Below are 18,767 nucleotides of genomic sequence, written 5' to 3' on the forward strand. Positions count from 1 at the left end.
CCTTCAAGGGAGCAACTGTCAGTACAGGATTGGTTGACTTCATTATAGCAGAGGCAGGGGCGTTTGTCATTCAGAATCCTCCAGCTTTTCGGCAAAATTTTTAGCGGTAATACGCTCCAGCTTGCGCAGAAAGCTCTCGGTCCCCTCATAGCTACCCGTGGCCGTATAGAGCGTTCCGGCGATGACCTCTGCGGCGGTTAGTTCAGGAATCCAATAGGCTGAAAGGTTTTTCACATGGATATGTCCGTTTTTATTGATTTTCAAAGCGTCATTGCTCATAGGCTCTCCTTTCAAATCTTCAAAATTGTTGTGAAATCAAAAGTGCAAAATGCACTTTTGATTTCATGGATACAAACGTGGGGTGTAAAATGCACTTGGCGTTAAAATCAGAATTGCAAAGTGCAAGTCTGATTGAAATTTTGGCGGTGACGTTAATGCGGCCCAGTGGTCGGCGGCATTCTGACGCAGACCAGAACGAAAAGTTTTCGTTCTGGTTTCAAGATTGCAAAATGCAATCTTGAAATTGACTGTATCAGCATACGCAAAATCAAAGGCGCATTTCGCCTTTGATTTCTCAGGGAGGTGGCGGACATTTTGACCACCACCAGAGCCGCTAAAGTCAAACTACGCCCAGCGCAGTTTGATTTGGTGAGCCGCAAAATGCGGTTTACCTACTGTTTTAACGTGGTGGAAAATTTTTCCGCCACGTTAAAAAGGATGATGTCAGCGGTCATACTCTGCCTCCCGCCGTTTCTGCCGGGTCTGCTCCTGCTGGCGCAGCGCGGTGTCCACACAGCTTTTCACCTGCCGCAGCTTTTTCAGATCGTCACGCAGAGGCTTGTACCGCTCATACTCAGCGGGATAGTTCCGCTGTATCTCCGACAACTCCTGCCGCCACGCCTGGACGGGGATTTTATCCTCTGGGGAACGGTGCTTGTCCAGCTTCCGGCGGGCCATGTGGAATGTCCGCAGCTCGCCCTCATGCTCCAACTCGAATTTCTCCCGCTGGCCCTTCCACTTGATGGCTTTCCACTTGTCGTAGATGGGTTTGGTTTCCCGGTAGAGGTCAATCAAATGAAGCAAATCCTCTATCTCTTTCTTCCGGGCCGACATAGCTTTCAGAGAATCGTTGACGGCCTCCGTCTGCTCGTTGCGGAGAGTAAGACGGGCCTCCAAATCTTCCAGGGTAAGCAAATCATTCTCTGTCAGATAATTGACCACCTTGGCAAAACTTTTGAGATTTCCAATCCGGGCATTGTGGCTCCACGCGACCGCATTTCTGGCGGCGTAGTAGGCGTTTAGGAAGTCGGCAAGGGTTGGGGCCTGGGGCTTGCTCAGCTCGTCCTTTACGGCCTTAATCCAGTCGGTCAGGCCAGCAATTTTCTTCCGAAGATCGCCCAGCATTTTCCGGGCCGCTTTCACCCAGCGGTTCCAATCGCCCTTGTCAGTGGTGATGCCCTTGGCCTCCATCTGGCGGACGGCCACACCTTCATGGACAGTGGGCAGCAGATCGAGGCCCTGTCGCTCATAGGAGCGGTGGTCGACACGACAGGTCAGCCCCTTTTCCTCAAACTTGGCGTTCACCATAGCGGCCCACGCTTCCCGCCAATGCTCCAGCGTTTCCGGGCTTCCCCAGTCGGTAGTGGGGACAGCGTCAAAGAGTGTCTTGCCGTCCTCGCCCATGATGCGGTTCCCGTCCTCGCCCAGACGGTAGACGCGCCTTTGCTTAAAGCCCCATTTGCCGCTTTCCTCGATGGGCCGGATAGGGCAGAGGACGTGAAAGTGGGGGTTCGGAATACCGCCGTCCTCCTTGTCCGGCTGGTGGATGGCGAAGTCGGCAATCATGCCCCGGCCCACAAGCTGCTCCGAAACAAACTGCCTTGCAAGAGCGATGTTTTCCTCCAAAGAAAATTCGTTCTGCAAGGCAATGTCAAAGCTGTATGCAAGCTGGGCTTTCTTACCGCGCTCGGCCTTCTCTACGGCGTTCCAGAGGGTGGCGCGGTCTTGGTATTCGGCGGGGGCCTGGGGCGGCAGGAGAATGTCTGTGCAGACCACGCCGCCCTTGTGGGTGTAGTCGCTGACCTCGCCGTAATACTCGCTATACAATTTCTCTCCGGCGCGGTAGGCGGCAGACGTGACAACAGACTGACCCGCACTCCGTTTGACCTGGGTGACGTGGAGATGAAACAAGGCCAATTATCCGCCCTCCTGCTGGTCCATGGCTCGGCTCACCAGGGCGGCAACTTCCGGCAGTGAAAAGACCTTTTCCATCAAAAGAAAAAAGGCCCTTTCGCTCATGCTCCTAACCTCCGGGGCCACACTCTCAACCGCCGCCCCGCGAGTGATAAGGCGGTGGTTTCGCTTCTTCCTCTCACCCTGGGTGTAGTAGCGGATGCGGTTTTCTAATCGCTGGCACCTGTGCTGGTATTGCTCCCGTTTGGCAACGGCTGCGTTGTATTCTTTTTGCAGTTCTTCTTGTGATTTTTTCATCGTTAGACCTCCTGATTTTGGATTTTGAAAATAAAAAGACCGCCTTACCCGTAAAGGTAAAACGGTCATAGGGGAACCATGTTCAGTTCCCCGCAGGGGCAGGGATAGCCGCAAAGCGGCGCAAGGGGCGGAAGCCCCTTGTACGGAGCGCAGCGACGCAAACGGCCCGGACTTTCGGAAGTCCGGGCCGTTGCCTCGCAGAGCGCACGATACATGGCCGCAGGCTATGTATAGAAGTGCGCCCTTCGGGTCTGTCTATCGTCAGCGTTCCAGATAGTTTTTCAGCATCTGGGCAACTTGGGCGCGGGTAGCCTCATTCTTGGGGCCGAGACGACCATTGCTAAAACCACAGATGATGCCGTTTTCCACAACCCAGCGCATGGCTTCCTGTGCGTAGTCGCTGATGTCGCCTGCATCGTGGAAACCGTCCAGCTTGCCGCTAGAGGCAGGGGAGCCGGAATAACGCCAGAGCATGACCGCAAGCTGCTCACGGGTGATATTGCTGTTGGGGTTTGTGCCGTCGCTGATGCCGTTGGCGACGGCCCAGTCCATGCCCTTCTGATACCAGGTAGCACCGCCGCTAGTGTCCTCGCCGTCAAGGCGGGCCAGGACGGTCACCAGCATGGCGCGGGTCATGGGGGCGTTGGGACTGAAGGTATCCACAGAGGTGCCACTGAACAGTTCACGGGCGGAGCTGAAATACACTGCGTCCGATGCCCAGCTGGTGCTGGGGACATCAACGAACTTCTTGCTGTTGTCCACGATCTTCACTGTCACACCGTCGGGCAGAGCCACGGTCACACCGGTCTCGGTAGGAAGGGAAGTCTTGACAACTTCCTCGGTGCCATCGGCCTTGACGATGACCGCCACAGTACCGGAGGTCACATCGCTGGTGGGGATATTCACTTTCACCGTGTCTTTACTGCCTGTCTTTATGGTAACGGCGGATGCGGTCTCCGCTGTTTTAGTGACCTCCACCTGGGGAATAGGCAAAGCGATGGTTTCATCCTTCTCCTGCGCAGACGTAACTGCCTTTTCGGGTAGCTTTACCTCTGCCACCACCTTGCCCTCGGCGTCGGTAGTCACGGTGGCGGTGGTGCCGTTCTTCTGTGTCACCTTCGTCACGCTGGTGCCGTCGGGCTTTTCCACGGTCTCGGACTTGTTGCCCACTTTGTCGGTTTGGGTGGTGGTAACAGTGCCGTCCTTTTTGGTCTCCACTTTCGTCTGGGAACCGTCCGGATTTTTGGTGGTCTCGGTTACCGTGCCAGTGGTCTTGTTCTCCGTCTTGGTGGTAGTGGAGCCGTCCGGGTTCTTCTCCGTGGTCGTGATGGTGTTGCCACCGATAGAGCCATTTCCACCGCCCGAACCGCTGCTGGAGCCCCTACTGGTCCACTGGGCGTAAATCGTGGTGTTGGCAGTGAATACGGTGTCCTTCATCACCTGCGTCCCGCCGCTGGCAGCGGTAAACCAGCCGTTGAAGGTATAGCCGCTGCGGGTGGGGGTGGGCAGAAAGGCCAGTGTCTTGTCTGCTTTAGTTTCCGCACTGACCGGGGTCACTATGCCACCGTTAGCGTTGAAGGTGATAGTAAATCCAACTGTAGGCGGTACCACTGCACGCATATAGCCACAAATATCGCAAGTTGTATCCGTATCATTATCATAGACGTGGACTCCATAGCCGCTCTTCAAACTGTTCTCCGCAATGTCACAACCATCATTGCCGCACTCATGCCAGTGGCCGTTGGTATCTTTGCTCCAAATGCTGGTATTCCATGCATGCTCATGGGTATTGGGGGTGGTATTTGTGGTAAACTTTGCAATGATGGTCACATCTTTATTTACAAGGAACCGATATTCAACATCAGAAGAAACCATGGTATTTCCCATATACCATCCTAGGAAATTTTCGCCACTGCTGGCAATTGCAGTTACTGTTGCATACTCACCATCCTCATAACGGCCACCACCAGTAACAGTTCCGTTTCCAGAAGCAGACACTGTTACTGTGTGATTGGAAATATCCATAGAATTAAAGTGTATTGTAGCTGACGATAAAGGATCATTGTAGTTACCAATAGAAATGTTGCTCCACTGCTCTTTGCTGCCGCCGTAATAAACATCGGTCAGAGTTTCATCTCCATGGAATGCTGCCGCTCCAATATTGGTAACGGTGTCTGGAATGGTTATACTTGTCAAACTACTACAATCAGAAAATGCACTGTCTTCAATGCTAGTAATGCCGTTCGGAATGATGGCATTTATTAACCCGCTACAACGCATGAACGCTTTTGCTGGTATAATCTCCATCCAGCCAAACTCATAACTGTAACCGCCATCAGTAGGACCAGCACTTGTTAGATTACTACAATCCCCAAATGCACTATTTCCAAAACTGGTGACACTGCTCGGGATAGTAACGTTTGTTAAAGCGCTACACTCAAAAAATGCACCTAATCCAATAGTAGTGACACCGTCTGGAATGGTAACACTAGTCAAGTTACTGAGACCCTCAAAGGCTCTATAAGGAATTTCGTCTGTCCATCCAAATTCGTAGTCATATCCACCACCAATCGGGCCTGCTGTTGTCAGTTCTTCGCAGCCAAGAAAAGCTTCATCCCCGATCTTGGTAACGCTATCTGGAATAGTAATACTTGTTAGATAGTTACAACCTTTAAATACATAGTTTCCAATACTAGTAACTCCATCTGGAATGGTAATGCTTTTTAGGCTACTACCATTAAACGCATTTACTGGAATTGACTCTGTCCAGCCGAATTCGCAATTGTAACCTCCGCCAATAGGACCTGCACTTGTCAGATTACTGCAATCTTTGAAAACACTCATTCTTATACTTGCAACGCTACCCGGAATATTAATGCTTGTTAAATTGCTACAACCATTGAATGCGCCGCCTCCAATACTGGTGACACTGTTCGGGATAGTAATATTTGTTAAACCGCTACACTCAAAAAATGCACCTGCTCCAATAGTGGTGATACCGTTCGGGATGACAATACTTGTTAGGCTACGACATTCACTGAACGCATCATCAGGAATTTCATCTCTCCATCCAAACTGGAGATTGTAGTTACCTCCAATGGGTCCAGCACTTTTTAAATTATCGCAACGGCCAAAAACATTAAATCTTGCTATATTTGATACACTGCTTGGTATTGTTATTTTTTTTAGTTCAAAGCAATCTGCGAACGCATCTCTCCCTATACTTTCTACGGTATTGGGAATATCTACACTTATTAATTCCCAACAGCGACTGAACGCATAACTACCGATGCTGGTCGCTCCAGAATTTATAATAATTTGTTTAATATCCTGTTTGGCATAAGAGGACCATGGAGTACGATTTGATGCACTAAAGTCACTCATTGCACCGTATCCGCTGATAGTCAAAGTTCCTTTTTTATTCAAAGTCCATGTTAAATGCTCTCCACAAGAACCACTAGCAATAATTTCTGCACCAGTTTGAGGCAATAATTCTACGCTATCAGATTTAATTGTTCCCACTCGATTGTCCCAAAAGTAGTCTGATGCGCTTTTAATCGCACCTAAAAATGCAGAAAACAAAATTGCAGGAGCTGAAGATACTGAGAAAGCCGTTGCCATCAGGGGCAAAACTGTCGAAATAAGTGAAAAAGATATTTTATCATTTTCTAAATTATCTACTTTGGTAAGTGCATCATTTCTTTTATTTACATCTGAAACACTAACATTTATTTCACTTCGCAATTCATCCATATCTTTCTGAATCGAATAGTAATCATATACAATATTGCTAACTGTATTAACTTTTGCAATATTATTAGAAAGGGAATCTAATTTTTCATCAGAAGATAAAATCATTTTAATATATTTATTGCCCGTTAAGTCATTTACAATCAAAGCTCCAGTTTCTTTGTCTTTTAAATCTAAGTAAACGATGTATCTGTCATTATCTTTCCCTTCTACCACATAAGAAAATAACTGGGATAAATCTTTATATGCACCTAAAAAACTATCTAAGTCACTTCCTGTGGTCGCATCAAAGGTTTCAATTCCTACATCAATAAAATGTTTTGATTCATCCTTAATCAATTCTGTTACGTCAATTGTTGAATTTATGGACGTAGTTGTTTGACTATTTACAGTCAGCTGCTCTGTTCCAATTCCTGCAAAGGCAATGGCATCCCAATCAACTGAATCCGTAACATATGCATCTGGCCTTTTGGGGACGTATTCTACTTGGATACTTTCAGGATTAAAGTTTTCATCATCATCAAAATAACCATTTGATATAAACGCACCTGATTGTTCATTATAAGATGTTTCCAAATATTTCTTTTCATTATCTTTTATGCTGGTAATATAAACATTTTGGATTTGATCCGTGTGGGAAAATGTCGCTGCAAATTTGTATGGTCCCTCCAGAGTGAGATTCAGGGCAGAAGAAGCATTATCAAGAATTGAGACAGCCTCCCCATCACTGTTCTGCACAGTTAATGCAGTAAGTGTAGGTTCACCTGTTGATGTTGCACTTACTGCCCAAGATGTCCGTGGCAATAATGCAACCATCAGGCAAAATACTAGCAAGGTTGATATGAATCTTTTCTTCATTTTACTTCCCCCGTTCAATTTTTATAATTGTGTAAATTTCTACAACCCAATTTTGCACCTCAAAAATCTGTGCAGACGTATTGAAAATTAGCAATTTATATGCTATTCTTTTCTTGAGCAAATTGCAAGGCAAATTTACAGGAAAGTACACGTTCCTGTAAATCAGCCTGCTTACAACAATTTAGCCTTTTCATAAATCTCCGCCCGGTAGCGGAAGGTGGGCAGCGGCATTCCGCACTCTTTCGCCGCCGCTGTGCCCGTGATCGCCCCAGCTTTCCACCGCTGGTAAGCGCTGTGGTAGTTCTCCGGGAGCGGCCTAGGCGGTCTGCCGAATCGTACACCCCTGGCCTTTGCCGCCGCAATGCCCTCTGCCTGACGCTGGCGGATGTTGGTGCGCTCGTTCTCCGCTACAAAGGACAGCACTTGCAGAACAATATCGCTGAGGAATGTTCCCATCAGGTCCTTGCCCCTGCGGGTGTCCAACAGCGGCATATCCAGCACTACAATGTCAATGCCCTTCTCCTTGGTGAGAATCCGCCACTGCTCCAGAATCTCGCCATAGTTGCGCCCCAGCCGGTCGATGCTCTTGATGTAGAGCAGGTCGTCCGGCTTTAATTTTTTGACCAGCTTCTTATATTGGGGCCGCTCGAAGTCCTTGCCGGACTGCTTATCCAGAAAGATGTTCTTCTCCGGGATAGACAGCTCCCGCATAGCGATGAGCTGCCGGTCCTCGTTCTGGTCACGGGTGCTGACCCGGATATAGCCGTATGTATTTGAAATGGCTATCAAACCTCCTTTGTGTGATGGCTTATAACACTGTTTCTTCCCTCTGTGTAGCGCCCGTGCGGGTGGCCGCGACAGGCTGGGCGGGGTATCCCTGGGTACGGATATACCTCTGCCGACCTGTAAATCACAAACACACCTGCGCGGGTCTGTTTGAGAGATTAGCTATTAGCATAGCAGTCCGTTATTACATTGCTCAAGGCCCGGATTGAACCATTGATTGCGTCCAGCATCTTAAGAATATCCTTGAGATTCTCTCTCGACATTTGGGCGAAGGTATCCTCCTGCTTCAGAAAATCGTTGGTATGCGCTATGGTGTCATCGGCAAAATAAGCCATGCCCATCATGGCGGCAATATGCTCGCTGGGAATCTGCTGCGGCGCTTCCGGGGTCGGTTCACACGGCGGCTCCTTTGCCAGATATTCGTCCACCGTTTGAATTCCTCCCGATACCAGCAGGGCGGATACCTTTTTCTGCTGGTCCGGGTCCAGCTTGGATATTTTCTTCAAGGTCGTGCTGGACACGGGTTTTTCTGCGCCCCGCAAAGTCTCCTTCGCCTCCGGTGTCAGATCGGTTGCGATTTTGATGTGCCGCGCGATGGTGCTGGGGTGGGAGCCGGTTACGCTGGCGGTGTCCTCTATGAAGGACTTCCTCGTGGATTGCAATTTGCAATCCACGTTGTTCCCTTTCGCCTTGTTCATACCAATCGCCTGAGCGGTCCCGGCCTTCGTTTCGGGATAGAGCATTTCATAAATGTCCTTGCGCCGCCTGTACAGATCACCGATTTCCAGCGGGGAGAGGTTTGTCCGCGCAAAGTTCTCGTCAAGCTCGGCCAGTTCTGCCGTCAGGCCCTCCAAGCCAGTGATCGTACACTCGACCTCCGTCCAGCCCAGCAGCTTCACAGCCTCCAGTCGGTGCAGTCCCGCCACTAGGGTATAGTCCCCGGTCAGCGTGATCGGATTCAGCAGGCCAATTTCCGAAATGCTGAACGCAAGTTCCTCAACGTCATGCTCCAAAGCGGAGCGCCGCCCTGGCTTTACTTTGATCTCATCAATTCTGACCTTCATGCTCAATGCTTCCTCCCTCGCTTCCGCCAGATAATGTCGTAGCCGAGTACGTCTGCCAGCTCAATCGCTTCGCTGTACCGCAGGGTGCCGCGCTTGAGCTTGTCCGAAAGATTTGGAACGCTGGCGCTCCAGCCGTGGACTACCGCCAGTGTCCGTACTACCTCGCTCATGGTCGTGCCTTCCTGCACGATATGCGCCTTGATCTCGTTTCGTATGTTCATTCTGCGTTTTCTCCTAACTTTTAGTATGATTGCCGTTCTTGCTTGAAACCCGTTCCTGCCCCTGGCTCTCAGCGGCGTTTTGTTCCCGTTGGTACGCTCATATCATCGCATACTTCGCAGGGGAGCATATCCGTTTCAGACGGTCATGCGGTTGTCAAGGTGCCTGGGTATTTCCGCATGACCTATCATACTAAAATTTTTCGCCCTCTCCCGTATATCCAAGAGGTAGGAAATCGGACCCAAAACGGGCAAATTTCCACGCTCTTGGAAATCTGTCTGTAAACTTCATAATTCGATGGATTATTGCCCTTTTCTGTGCTATAATTTGTCTGTAAAAGGCGAAGGAGGCATTGTGATGGACGATATGATCCTTACGATTACGGAGCGTCTGAAGGATTTGCGGAAGAAGCGCGGCCTCACCCTGGAGGCATTGGCGGAGGCCACCAAAATTTCAAGGTCCGCTCTTGGCACATATGAGACTGGCGACTTCAAGGACATAAGCCCTTTCAGCATCGTGAAACTGGCGGAGTTTTACGGCGTGACCACGGATTACCTCATGGGCGTGAGCAATCTGGAAAAAGAGGCTGACGCAGAGGTACACGACCTGCGCTTGACCAACGAGGCTCTGAACGTGTTGAAAAGCGGGCGCTTCAGCGTGAAACTGTTATCCGAGGTCATTTGCCACGGAGGTTTCCCCCGGCTTATGACGGATATGGAGATTTTTGTTGACCGTATCGCCAGTATGGAGATCGACAATCTGAACTGTTTTATGGGAACAATGCGGAGCACCGTGCAGGCTCAGTATCAACCTGACGAAAATGAATCGCTATACCACACTTTTGATTTGGCGAGGATTCCTGGGGATGAATACATCAGCTTCGTCCTTCGGGATGATTTGACGAATATTCTGCGGGACATACGCGAAGGCCATCCAGCGGACCCCAGGGATAAAACAGCCGTATCCCCATTTGCGGTCATAGATGAGTTTCAAAAAAAGGTCCAGTCTGTCATCGAGGGAAAAGGAAGTCCGGCGGAACAGGCCGCGAAGGTGTATCTGGCCGCATGGGGTATTGACTACGATGACCTGACGCCGGAAGAATTTGTGGTGCTGATTGGGATATTGGAAAAGTCCAAGTTAAAGGAGAACAGCATTAGCCAGAGAGGTAAGAAACGGCCCTTACCACAAAAAAAGCGCAAAAAATAAAGAGCGTGCCTGTCTCAGCTTCCAGGCTGAACCAGGCACACTCTTCGTAATTCTGCAATTCAACATATCATCAGGCGCGGTAAGGCTTGTCCACTTCGGGACAGGGAAAAAGCAACAATTTGATCTGGAAAACGCAAAATGGGCGGAGAATGGAATTTTATCCATCCTCCGCCCGTCTTTCGCGCCCAATCCTGACTGACAGATGCCGTAATCGTAATTTTTTCGGATTACTGTCTTACGGACACCCATCTAATCCTCCGGGGTGTTCTTTTCTGCATGTTTTAGCACTTGCTTCTTTTAAGTGCTAATATTTACAATTTTTACTGGCAGCTCAAAAGGCCCGCCGTGTATTTGCCTGATTCGGCGGCGCGCCGAGGTCGTCGCGCCCTACAAACAAGAAATACGGTCCTCAGTCAGCCGGCCGCTGACAGCTCCTTTCACTGCGCAGCTGTTGGCGGCTTTGCCGCCTTACGGATGCGGCGTCTCCCTTTCGGGGAAAAGGAGCCTTTAGGATGGAAACCTTTGGGACACTTTTTCACACGTAATTAGCACTTACATAATATGAGTGCTAAAAATTCACACTCTGTTCATGAAATATCCGGCGGGCCGGCCTATACTACAACCATACCGCAAACCGTTCCATGAAAGGAGTGTTTTTATGAACATGAATCAGTTTACCCAAAAATCCCTGGCCGCCATTCAGGGGGCCCAGGACATCGCCCTGGAGCACGGCAATCAGCAGATCGAGCAGCCCCACCTGCTGCTGGCCCTGGTGGGGGACGGGGAGGGCTTTATCCCCCAGCTGCTCACCGCCATGGGCATGACCGTCCCCAGCTTTGAGGCGGCGGTGGGGGCGGAGGTGGACAAGCTGCCCAAGGTGTCCGGTTCCGGGCGGGAGAGCGGCAAGGTGTACGTCTCCCAGGACGTGGACCGGGCCCTCCAGGGGGCCGGGCAGGAGGCCCAGGCCATGAGGGACGAGTACATCTCGGTGGAGCACATCCTCTTAGGGCTCCTGGCCCACCCCAATACCGCCTTGAAGGAGCTCTTCCGCACCTACCGCCTGGAAAAGGAGGCTGTCATGCAGGCCCTGGCCCAGGTGCGGGGGAGCCAGCGGGTCACCTCCGACAACCCGGAGGAGACCTACAACGCCCTGAAAAAGTACGGCTCCGACCTGGTGGAGCGGGCCCGGCAGAACAAGCTGGACCCGGTGATCGGCCGGGACGACGAAATTCGGAATGTGATCCGCATCCTGTCCCGCAAGACCAAAAACAACCCTGTCCTCATCGGCGAGCCCGGTGTGGGCAAAACCGCCATCGCCGAGGGGCTGGCTCAGCGGATTGTCAAGGGGGACGTGCCCGCCTCCCTGAGGGAGAAGACCGTCTTCTCCCTGGACATGGGGGCCCTTATCGCGGGGGCCAAGTACCGGGGGGAGTTTGAGGAGCGGCTGAAGGCCGTCCTTAACGAGGTGAAGAAGTCGGAGGGGCGGATTATCCTCTTCATCGACGAGCTGCACACCATTGTGGGCGCCGGCAAGACCGAGGGCTCTATGGATGCGGGCAACCTGTTAAAACCCCTGCTGGCCCGGGGGGAGCTGCACTGCATCGGGGCCACCACCCTCAACGAGTACCGGCAGTATATCGAAAAAGACGCCGCCCTGGAGCGCCGGTTCCAGCCCGTCATGGTGAACGAGCCCAGTGTGGAGGACGCCATCGCCATCCTGCGGGGCCTGAAGGAGCGGTATGAGGTCTTCCACGGGGTAAAAATCACCGACGGGGCCATCATCGCCGCCGCCACCCTGTCCAACCGCTATATCTCCGACCGCTTCCTCCCCGACAAGGCCATCGACCTGGTGGACGAGGCCTGCGCCATGATCCGCACCGAGATGGACTCCATGCCCACCGAGCTGGATGTGATCCGGCGGAAGATTATCCAGCACGAGATTGAGGAGGCCGCCCTGAAAAAGGAGACCGACAAGCTGTCCCAGGAGCATCTGGCGGAAATCCAGAAGGAGCTGTCCGACATGCGGGACGACTTCAACGCCAAGAAAGCCCAGTGGGACAACGAGAAGGGGGCCATCGGCAAGGTCCAGAAGCTGCGGGAGGACCTGGAGGGGGCCAACGCCGAGCTGGAAAAGGCCCAGCGGGAGTACGACCTGGAGAAGGCCGCGGAGTTGCAATATGGCCGCATCCCCGAGCTGCGCCGTGCGCTGGAGGCGGAGGAGTCGGTCGCCAACGAGGGCAAGGCCCGCTCCCTCCTCCGGGACAAGGTGACCGAGGAGGAGATCGCCCGGATCATCCAGCGGTGGACCGGCATTCCGGTATCCCGTCTGATGGAGGGGGAGCGGGAGAAGCTGCTCCACCTGGAGGATATCCTCCACCGGCGGGTGGTGGGACAGGACGAGGCCGTGCGGCTGGTGAGCGAGGCCATCCTCCGCTCCCGGGCGGGCATCGCCGACCCGGATAAGCCCATCGGCTCCTTCCTCTTCCTGGGGCCCACCGGCGTAGGCAAGACCGAGCTGGCAAAAACCCTGGCCGAGGCCCTCTTCGACAGCGAGAAGAACCTGGTCCGCATCGACATGTCCGAGTATATGGAAAAATTCTCCGTCTCCCGGCTCATCGGGGCCCCTCCGGGGTACGTGGGTTATGAGGAGGGCGGCCAGCTCACCGAAGCAGTCAGGAGAAAACCCTACAGCGTGGTCCTCTTCGACGAGGTGGAGAAGGCCCACCCGGACGTGTTCAACGTGCTGCTCCAGGTGCTGGACGACGGCCGGATCACCGACAGCCAGGGGCGGACGGTGGACTTCAAGAACACCATCCTCATCCTGACCTCCAACCTGGGCAGCCAGGCCCTTCTGGACGGCATCACTGAGGACGGCGAAATCAGCCGGACCGCCCGGGACCAGGTGAGCGAGCTGCTCAAGCGGTCCTTCCGCCCGGAGTTCCTCAACCGGCTGGACGAGATCGTCTTTTACAAGCCCCTGACCAAGGAGAACATCACCCACATCGTCGATTTGCTGGTGGCTGATCTGAACCGGCGGCTGGCGGATAAGCAGCTGGCCGTGACCCTCACCCCCGCCGCCAAGTCGGAGATCATCGACGCGGCCTACGACCCCATCTACGGGGCCCGGCCCCTGCGCCGGTATCTCCAGCACACGGTGGAGACCCTCATCGGACGGAAGATCATCGCCGACCAGGTGGAGCCCGGCGCCGGCCTTATGGTGGATGTGGAGAACGGGCAACTGACCGTGCTGTAAAAAGGCCATGTTTCCCGCTTGACATTTGCCCCGCCGGATGATATGATGTCACCGATAAAATGGCTGAGAGGGAGAAGAAACCGCGTCCGTACCGTTCAGAGAGAGGCCCGCACCGCTGAAAGGGCCTTACGGAGCACGGCGGCCGTACCACTCCTGAGCCGCCCGGGAGGACCGGGCCGGGACCTTCCCGTTATAGAAGGACACAAGTGCGCCGCAGGGCGAACTAGGGTGGAACCGTGGGACGTATCGCACGCCTCACCCCTGGAATCAACAGGGGTGAGGCGTTTTTGTTTTGCCCCGAACATCCGATCAATGCGATTTATGTAGGGCGCGACGACCCCGGCGCGCCGTCAGCGAGGAGCCCTATGGGCGGCGGGCCGAGTCGTCCCGCCCTACAGACCGCATGGACAACACAGGGAGGTAATCACAATGTCTGAAGAAAATCTGTACACCTTTGAAAACGAGACCTACCGCAAGACCTACTGGCACACCTGCTCCCATGTGATGGCCCAGGCTGTCAAGCGCCTGTGGCCCGAGGTGCGCCTGGCCATCGGCCCCTCCATCGACGAGGGCTGGTACTACGACATGGACGCCCCCTTCGCCTTCACCCCCGAGCACCTGGAGCAGATCGAGGCGGAGATGCGGAAGATCTGCAAGGAGAAACTGCGCCTGGAGCGGTTTGAGCTGCCCCGGGCGGAGGCTCTGGCCCTCATGGAGGAGAAGGGGGAGCCCTTCAAGGTGGAGCTCATCAACGACCTGCCCGAGGGGGAGACCATCTCCTTCTACAAGCAGGGGGAGTTCACCGACCTGTGCGCCGGCCCCCACCTGGACTCCACCGGGCGGATCAAGGGCAACGCCCTGAAGCTCACCGCCTGCAACGCCGCCTACTGGCGGGGGGACAGCAGCCGTGAGACCCTCCAGCGCATCTATGGCATCGCCTTCCCCAAGAAGGACGAGCTGGACGAGTATCTGACTAAAATCGAGGAGGCCAAGAAGCGGGACCACCGCCGGCTGGGGAAGGAGCTGGGCCTGTTCATGCTCCGGGACGAGGGCCCCGGCTTCCCCTTCTTCCTGCCCAAGGGCATGACCCTGAAAAACACCCTGCTGGACTACTGGCGAAAGGTCCACAAGAAGTACGGCTACGTGGAGATCTCCACCCCCATCATGCTCAACCGCCAGCTGTGGGAGCGGTCGGGGCACTGGGACCACTACAAGAACAACATGTATACCACCGTCATCGACGACGTGGACTTCGCGGTAAAACCCATGAACTGTCCCGGTGGCATGCTGGTGTACGCCAGCGAGCCCCACTCCTACCGGGAGCTGCCCCTCCGGGTGGGGGAGATCGGCCTGGTCCACCGGCATGAGCTGTCCGGAGCCCTCCACGGCCTGTTCCGGGTGCGCTGCTTCAACCAGGACGACGCCCACGTGTTCATGACCCGGGAGCAGATGCAGGACGTGATCCAGGAGACGGTCCGGCTCTTTGACGAGGTCTACTCCGTCTTCGGTCTGAGCTACACCATCGAGCTTTCCACCATGCCCGAGGACCACATCGGCACCGTGGAGGAGTGGGAGCGGAACCAGGACATCCTCAAGGCCGCCATCACCGCCATGGGCAAGGAGTTTGAGGTCAACGAGGGAGACGGCGCCTTCTACGGCCCCAAGCTGGACTTCCACCTGGCCGACTCTCTGGGCCGGACCTGGCAGTGCGGCACCATCCAGCTGGACAGCCAGATGCCTGAGCGGTTCGAGCTGGAGTACACCGGCGAGGACGGGGAGAAGCACCGCCCCGTCATGATCCACCGGGTGGTTCTGGGCTCCATCGAGCGGTTCATCGGAGTCATCACCGAGCACTTTGCCGGGGCCTTCCCCGCCTGGCTGGCCCCCGTCCAGGTGAAGGTCCTCCCCGTCACCGACCGGGCGGAGGAGTACGCCGGGAAGATTTCCGCCCAGCTGGACGGTCAGGGCTTCCGGGTGGAGGTGGACGGCCGCAACGAGAAGATCGGCAAGAAAATCCGGGAGGCCACCCTGGAGAAGGTCCCCTTCATGCTGGTGGTGGGCGACCGGGATATGGAGAACGGCACCGTCTCTGTCCGCCGCCGCTCCGGCGAGGACCTGGGGGCCATGTCCCTGGAGGACTTCGCCGCCCTTCTGGGGGACGAAGTGAAAACCATGGCTATCAAATAAACAGGGCCCTCCGCCGGGAGGCCCCCAAAAAGACAGCCCCCAGGTCCGGACCTGGGGGCTGCCGCCGTTATTTCGTCTCCCGCATGGGGGCGACCTCTTTTTTGTAAATCCAGCGAAGAAACAGGGCCGTGAGGGCGGTGGAGAACAGCTCCGCGAAGGGGTAGGACCACCACACATAGCTCAGGCCGCCCAGCCGGGACAGCAGGAAGGCCACAGGCAGAAGAACCACCAGCTGGCGCACCACAGACACCCACAGGGACAGCACCCCGTGGCCCAGGGCCTGGAACACCGAGCCGCTGACAATACAGAACCCGGCCAGCAGGAAGCTTGTGGAGATGATGCGCAGGGCGGGCACCCCGATGGTCAGCAGGTCGCCGGCGTCCTCCCCCTCCGCCTCGAAGAGGCTGAGGAACAGGTCCGGGAACAGCTGGAACAGGACGAAGCCCACCGCCATAATGCCCACGGCGTAGGCGATAGCCAGCTTGACGGTCTTGATAATCCGCTCCGGCTTCCGGGCACCGTAGTTATAGGCCACGATGGGCACCATGCCGTTGTTCAGGCCAAAGACAGGCATGAAGATGAAGGACTGGAGCTTAAAGTAGATGCTGAACACCGCCGTGGCGGTGGCGGTAAACGCGATGAGAATCTGGTTCATGCCAAAGACCATCACCGAGCCGATGGACTGCATGATGATGGAAGGCAGGCCCACGCTGTAGATACCGCCGATAATCTCCTTGCTGGGCCGCAGGCCCCTCCAGGACATCTGAATCTCCGGATTGTGGGTGAGGGACAGGTAGAGGCCCACCAGACCGCCGACGATCTGCCCGGCCACCGTAGCCACAGCCGCCCCTGCCACCTCCAGCCGGGGGAAGCCAAAGAGCCCGAAAATCAGGATGGGGTCCAGAATCAGGTTGATGACAGAGCCTGTCCCCTGGATGACCATGGCATACACCGTCCGCCCGGTGGCCTGGACCAGCCGCTCGGCAGCCACCGAGACGAAGATGCCCATGCTGCACCCGGCCACAATGGTCAGGTAGTCGGTGCCGTAGGAAATAATGCCGGGGATGTCGGTCTGGATGGTGTAGAACAGCCGGGCGCAGGTCAGGCCCAGGAGGGTGAACACCAGGCCGCTCACCACCTCCAGCAGCACGCCGTTCATGGCGGTGCGGTTGGCCCGGGCATAGTCCTTCTGGCCCAGGCTGCGGGACAGCAGGGCGTTGATGCCCACCCCGGTGCCCACCGCCACGGCGATCATCAGGTTCTGCACCGGAAAGGCCAGCCCCACCGCGTTCAGCGCGTCCTGACTCAGCTTGGATACAAAGTAGCTGTCCACTATATTATAGCAGGCCTGAATCAGCATGGATGCGATCATGGGCAGGGCCATGTTCAGCAGCAGCTTGTTCTCGGGCATGACGCCCATCTTGTTTTCATTTGCGGGTTGAGCCATAAAAATTTCTCCTCCACAAAAATTGCCGCCCAATGGAGGGAATACGCAATTTTTCTCTCTTTTTCGTTCAGAAGCCTATTATAGAGGAAGCAATTTTTTATGTCAATGGCACTTTTCACAGATTTTGACGGTTTGCATTGACTTATAGTCTTGAATTGAGTATGATAAAAAACAGTTTGATGCTTTCATCGTAAGGAGACGTTCGTTATGCTGACATTGGAATCCTTTAAGGCCGCCCGCAGCGTGCTCCAGGGCGTTCTGCGGCCCACGCCGCTGATTTACTCCCCCTACCTGTCCAAAAACTGCGGAAACTCCGTCTATCTGAAGCCGGAAAACATGCAGGCCACCGGGGCCTACAAGCTCCGGGGGGCATACTATAAGATCAGCACCCTGAACTCGGAGGAGAAGGACCGGGGATTAGTGACGGCCTCCGCCGGCAACCACGCCCAGGGCTTGGCCTACGCCGCCCAGGCCGCCATGGTGGAGGCCACCATCGTCATGCCCACCACCACCCCCCTGGTGAAGGTGAACAATACCAAGGACTACGGGGCCAGGGTAATCCTCCACGGCGAGGTCTTTGACGACGCCGCCGAGCTGGCCGCCAAAATGGCGGAAGAGGAGTGGCTGACCTATGTCCACCCCTTCAACGATTTGACCCTGGCTACCGGCCAGGGCACCATCGCCTATGAGATTTTCCAGGACCTGCCCGATGTGGACGCCATCCTGGTGCCCATCGGCGGGGGCGGGCTGGCCGCCGGGGTGTCCACCCTGGCCAAGCTGCTCAACCCCCACGTGGAAATCATCGGGGTGGAGCCCACCGGGGCGGCCTCCATGAAGGCCAGCCTGGAGGCCGGCCATGTGGTCACCCTCCCCACCGCCTCTACCATCGCCGACGGTGTGGCGGTAAAGACCCCCGGCGACCTGGTTTTCCCCTATGTACAGAAGAATGTGGACCGGATCATCACCATTGACGACAGTGAACTGGTGGACGCCTTCCTGGATATCATGGAGCGGCACAAGATGGTGGTGGAGAACGCCGGCCTGCTCCCCGTGGCCGCCCTGCGCCACCTGGGCTATGAGGGCAAAAACGTGGTGTCCGTGCTGTCCGGGGGCAACATGGACGTGATTACCATGTCCTCCCTGGTTCAGCACGGCCTGATTCAGCGGGGGCGCATCTTTACCTTCGCCGTCCAGCTCCCAGACCGCCCCGGTTCCCTGCTGGCGGTGTCCCGGATTCTGGCCGCCAACAACGGCAACGTCATCAAGCTGGAGCACAACCAGTTTGTCAACATCAACCGCCAGTCGGGCGTGGAACTGCGGGTCACCCTGGAGGCCTTCGGTCTGGACCACAAGGCCCAGATTCTCTCCGCTCTTCGGGAGGAGGGCTTTCACGCCGTGGAGGCGGACACCGGGGACTTCTACAATTAAGCCTGTAGGGGCGGATATCATCCGCCCCTACGGTTATGCAGCGCTCTGCGATAAAACGGGCGGGTAATACCCGCCCCTA

The 18,767-nt window shown here is 55.1% G+C and carries 12 protein-coding genes; 4 read left to right on the plus strand and 8 right to left on the minus strand.

From position 1 onward, the window contains the following. Nucleotides 1-66: 66 nt before the first annotated feature. The 7 genes from D1641_RS02090 to D1641_RS02120 form a co-directional block, all read right to left on the minus strand. The gene (locus D1641_RS02090; protein ID WP_160662743.1) at nucleotides 67-279 is read right to left on the minus strand and encodes a hypothetical protein; all 213 of its coding nucleotides are present in this window, start codon (nucleotides 277-279) and stop codon (nucleotides 67-69) included. A gap of 444 nt (nucleotides 280-723) precedes the next feature. Next, nucleotides 724-2,196, minus strand: coding sequence for a MobQ family relaxase (gene mobQ / locus D1641_RS02095; RefSeq protein WP_160662744.1), 1,473 nt, complete (start codon nucleotides 2,194-2,196; stop codon nucleotides 724-726). Continuing rightward, entirely contained in the window at nucleotides 2,197-2,490 is a 294-nt protein-coding gene (locus tag D1641_RS02100) for a DUF3847 domain-containing protein (RefSeq protein WP_160662745.1), read from the minus strand. Nucleotides 2,491-2,751: 261 nt separating this feature from the next. Next, nucleotides 2,752-7,098, minus strand: coding sequence for a leucine-rich repeat protein (locus tag D1641_RS02105; protein WP_160662746.1), 4,347 nt, complete (start codon nucleotides 7,096-7,098; stop codon nucleotides 2,752-2,754). 171 nt (nucleotides 7,099-7,269) lie between these two features. Next, entirely contained in the window at nucleotides 7,270-7,878 is a 609-nt protein-coding gene (locus D1641_RS02110) for a recombinase family protein (RefSeq protein ID WP_160662834.1), read from the minus strand. Nucleotides 7,879-8,042: 164 nt separating this feature from the next. Continuing rightward, nucleotides 8,043-8,948, minus strand: a complete 906-nt coding sequence (locus D1641_RS02115) for a ParB N-terminal domain-containing protein (protein ID WP_160662747.1) — start codon at nucleotides 8,946-8,948, stop codon at nucleotides 8,043-8,045. Between the two features lie 2 nt (nucleotides 8,949-8,950). Then, entirely contained in the window at nucleotides 8,951-9,169 is a 219-nt protein-coding gene (locus D1641_RS02120; protein ID WP_160662748.1) for an LLM class flavin-dependent oxidoreductase, read from the minus strand. Nucleotides 9,170-9,524: 355 nt separating this feature from the next. Between D1641_RS02120 and D1641_RS02125 the strand changes: the two genes are divergently transcribed. The 3 genes from D1641_RS02125 to thrS all read left to right on the plus strand — a co-directional run bounded on the left by D1641_RS02125 (nucleotide 9,525) and on the right by thrS (nucleotide 15,813). After that, on the plus strand, nucleotides 9,525-10,373 hold the full coding sequence (locus D1641_RS02125; RefSeq protein ID WP_160662749.1) for a helix-turn-helix transcriptional regulator: 849 nt from the start codon (nucleotides 9,525-9,527) through the stop codon (nucleotides 10,371-10,373). 658 nt (nucleotides 10,374-11,031) lie between these two features. After that, nucleotides 11,032-13,626 (plus strand): ATP-dependent chaperone ClpB, encoded by a 2,595-nt coding sequence (clpB, locus tag D1641_RS02130; protein WP_160662750.1) that lies wholly within the window; start codon nucleotides 11,032-11,034, stop codon nucleotides 13,624-13,626. Between the two features lie 429 nt (nucleotides 13,627-14,055). After that, nucleotides 14,056-15,813 (plus strand): threonine--tRNA ligase, encoded by a 1,758-nt coding sequence (thrS, locus tag D1641_RS02135; protein WP_160662751.1) that lies wholly within the window; start codon nucleotides 14,056-14,058, stop codon nucleotides 15,811-15,813. A gap of 67 nt (nucleotides 15,814-15,880) precedes the next feature. On the opposite strand, the gene D1641_RS02140 is transcribed toward thrS, so the two are convergent. Further along, a complete protein-coding gene (locus D1641_RS02140) occupies nucleotides 15,881-17,260 on the minus strand; it encodes an MATE family efflux transporter (protein WP_160662752.1) in 1,380 nt (459 codons plus the stop codon). Nucleotides 17,261-17,467: 207 nt separating this feature from the next. On the opposite strand from D1641_RS02140, the gene ilvA reads away from it, so the two are divergent. Then, entirely contained in the window at nucleotides 17,468-18,688 is a 1,221-nt protein-coding gene (ilvA, locus tag D1641_RS02145; protein WP_160662753.1) for a threonine ammonia-lyase, read from the plus strand. The last annotated feature ends 79 nt before the right edge of the window (nucleotides 18,689-18,767 follow it).

This window comes from Colidextribacter sp. OB.20 (assembly GCF_009911595.1).
Lineage (GTDB): Bacteria > Bacillota > Clostridia > Oscillospirales > Oscillospiraceae > Lawsonibacter.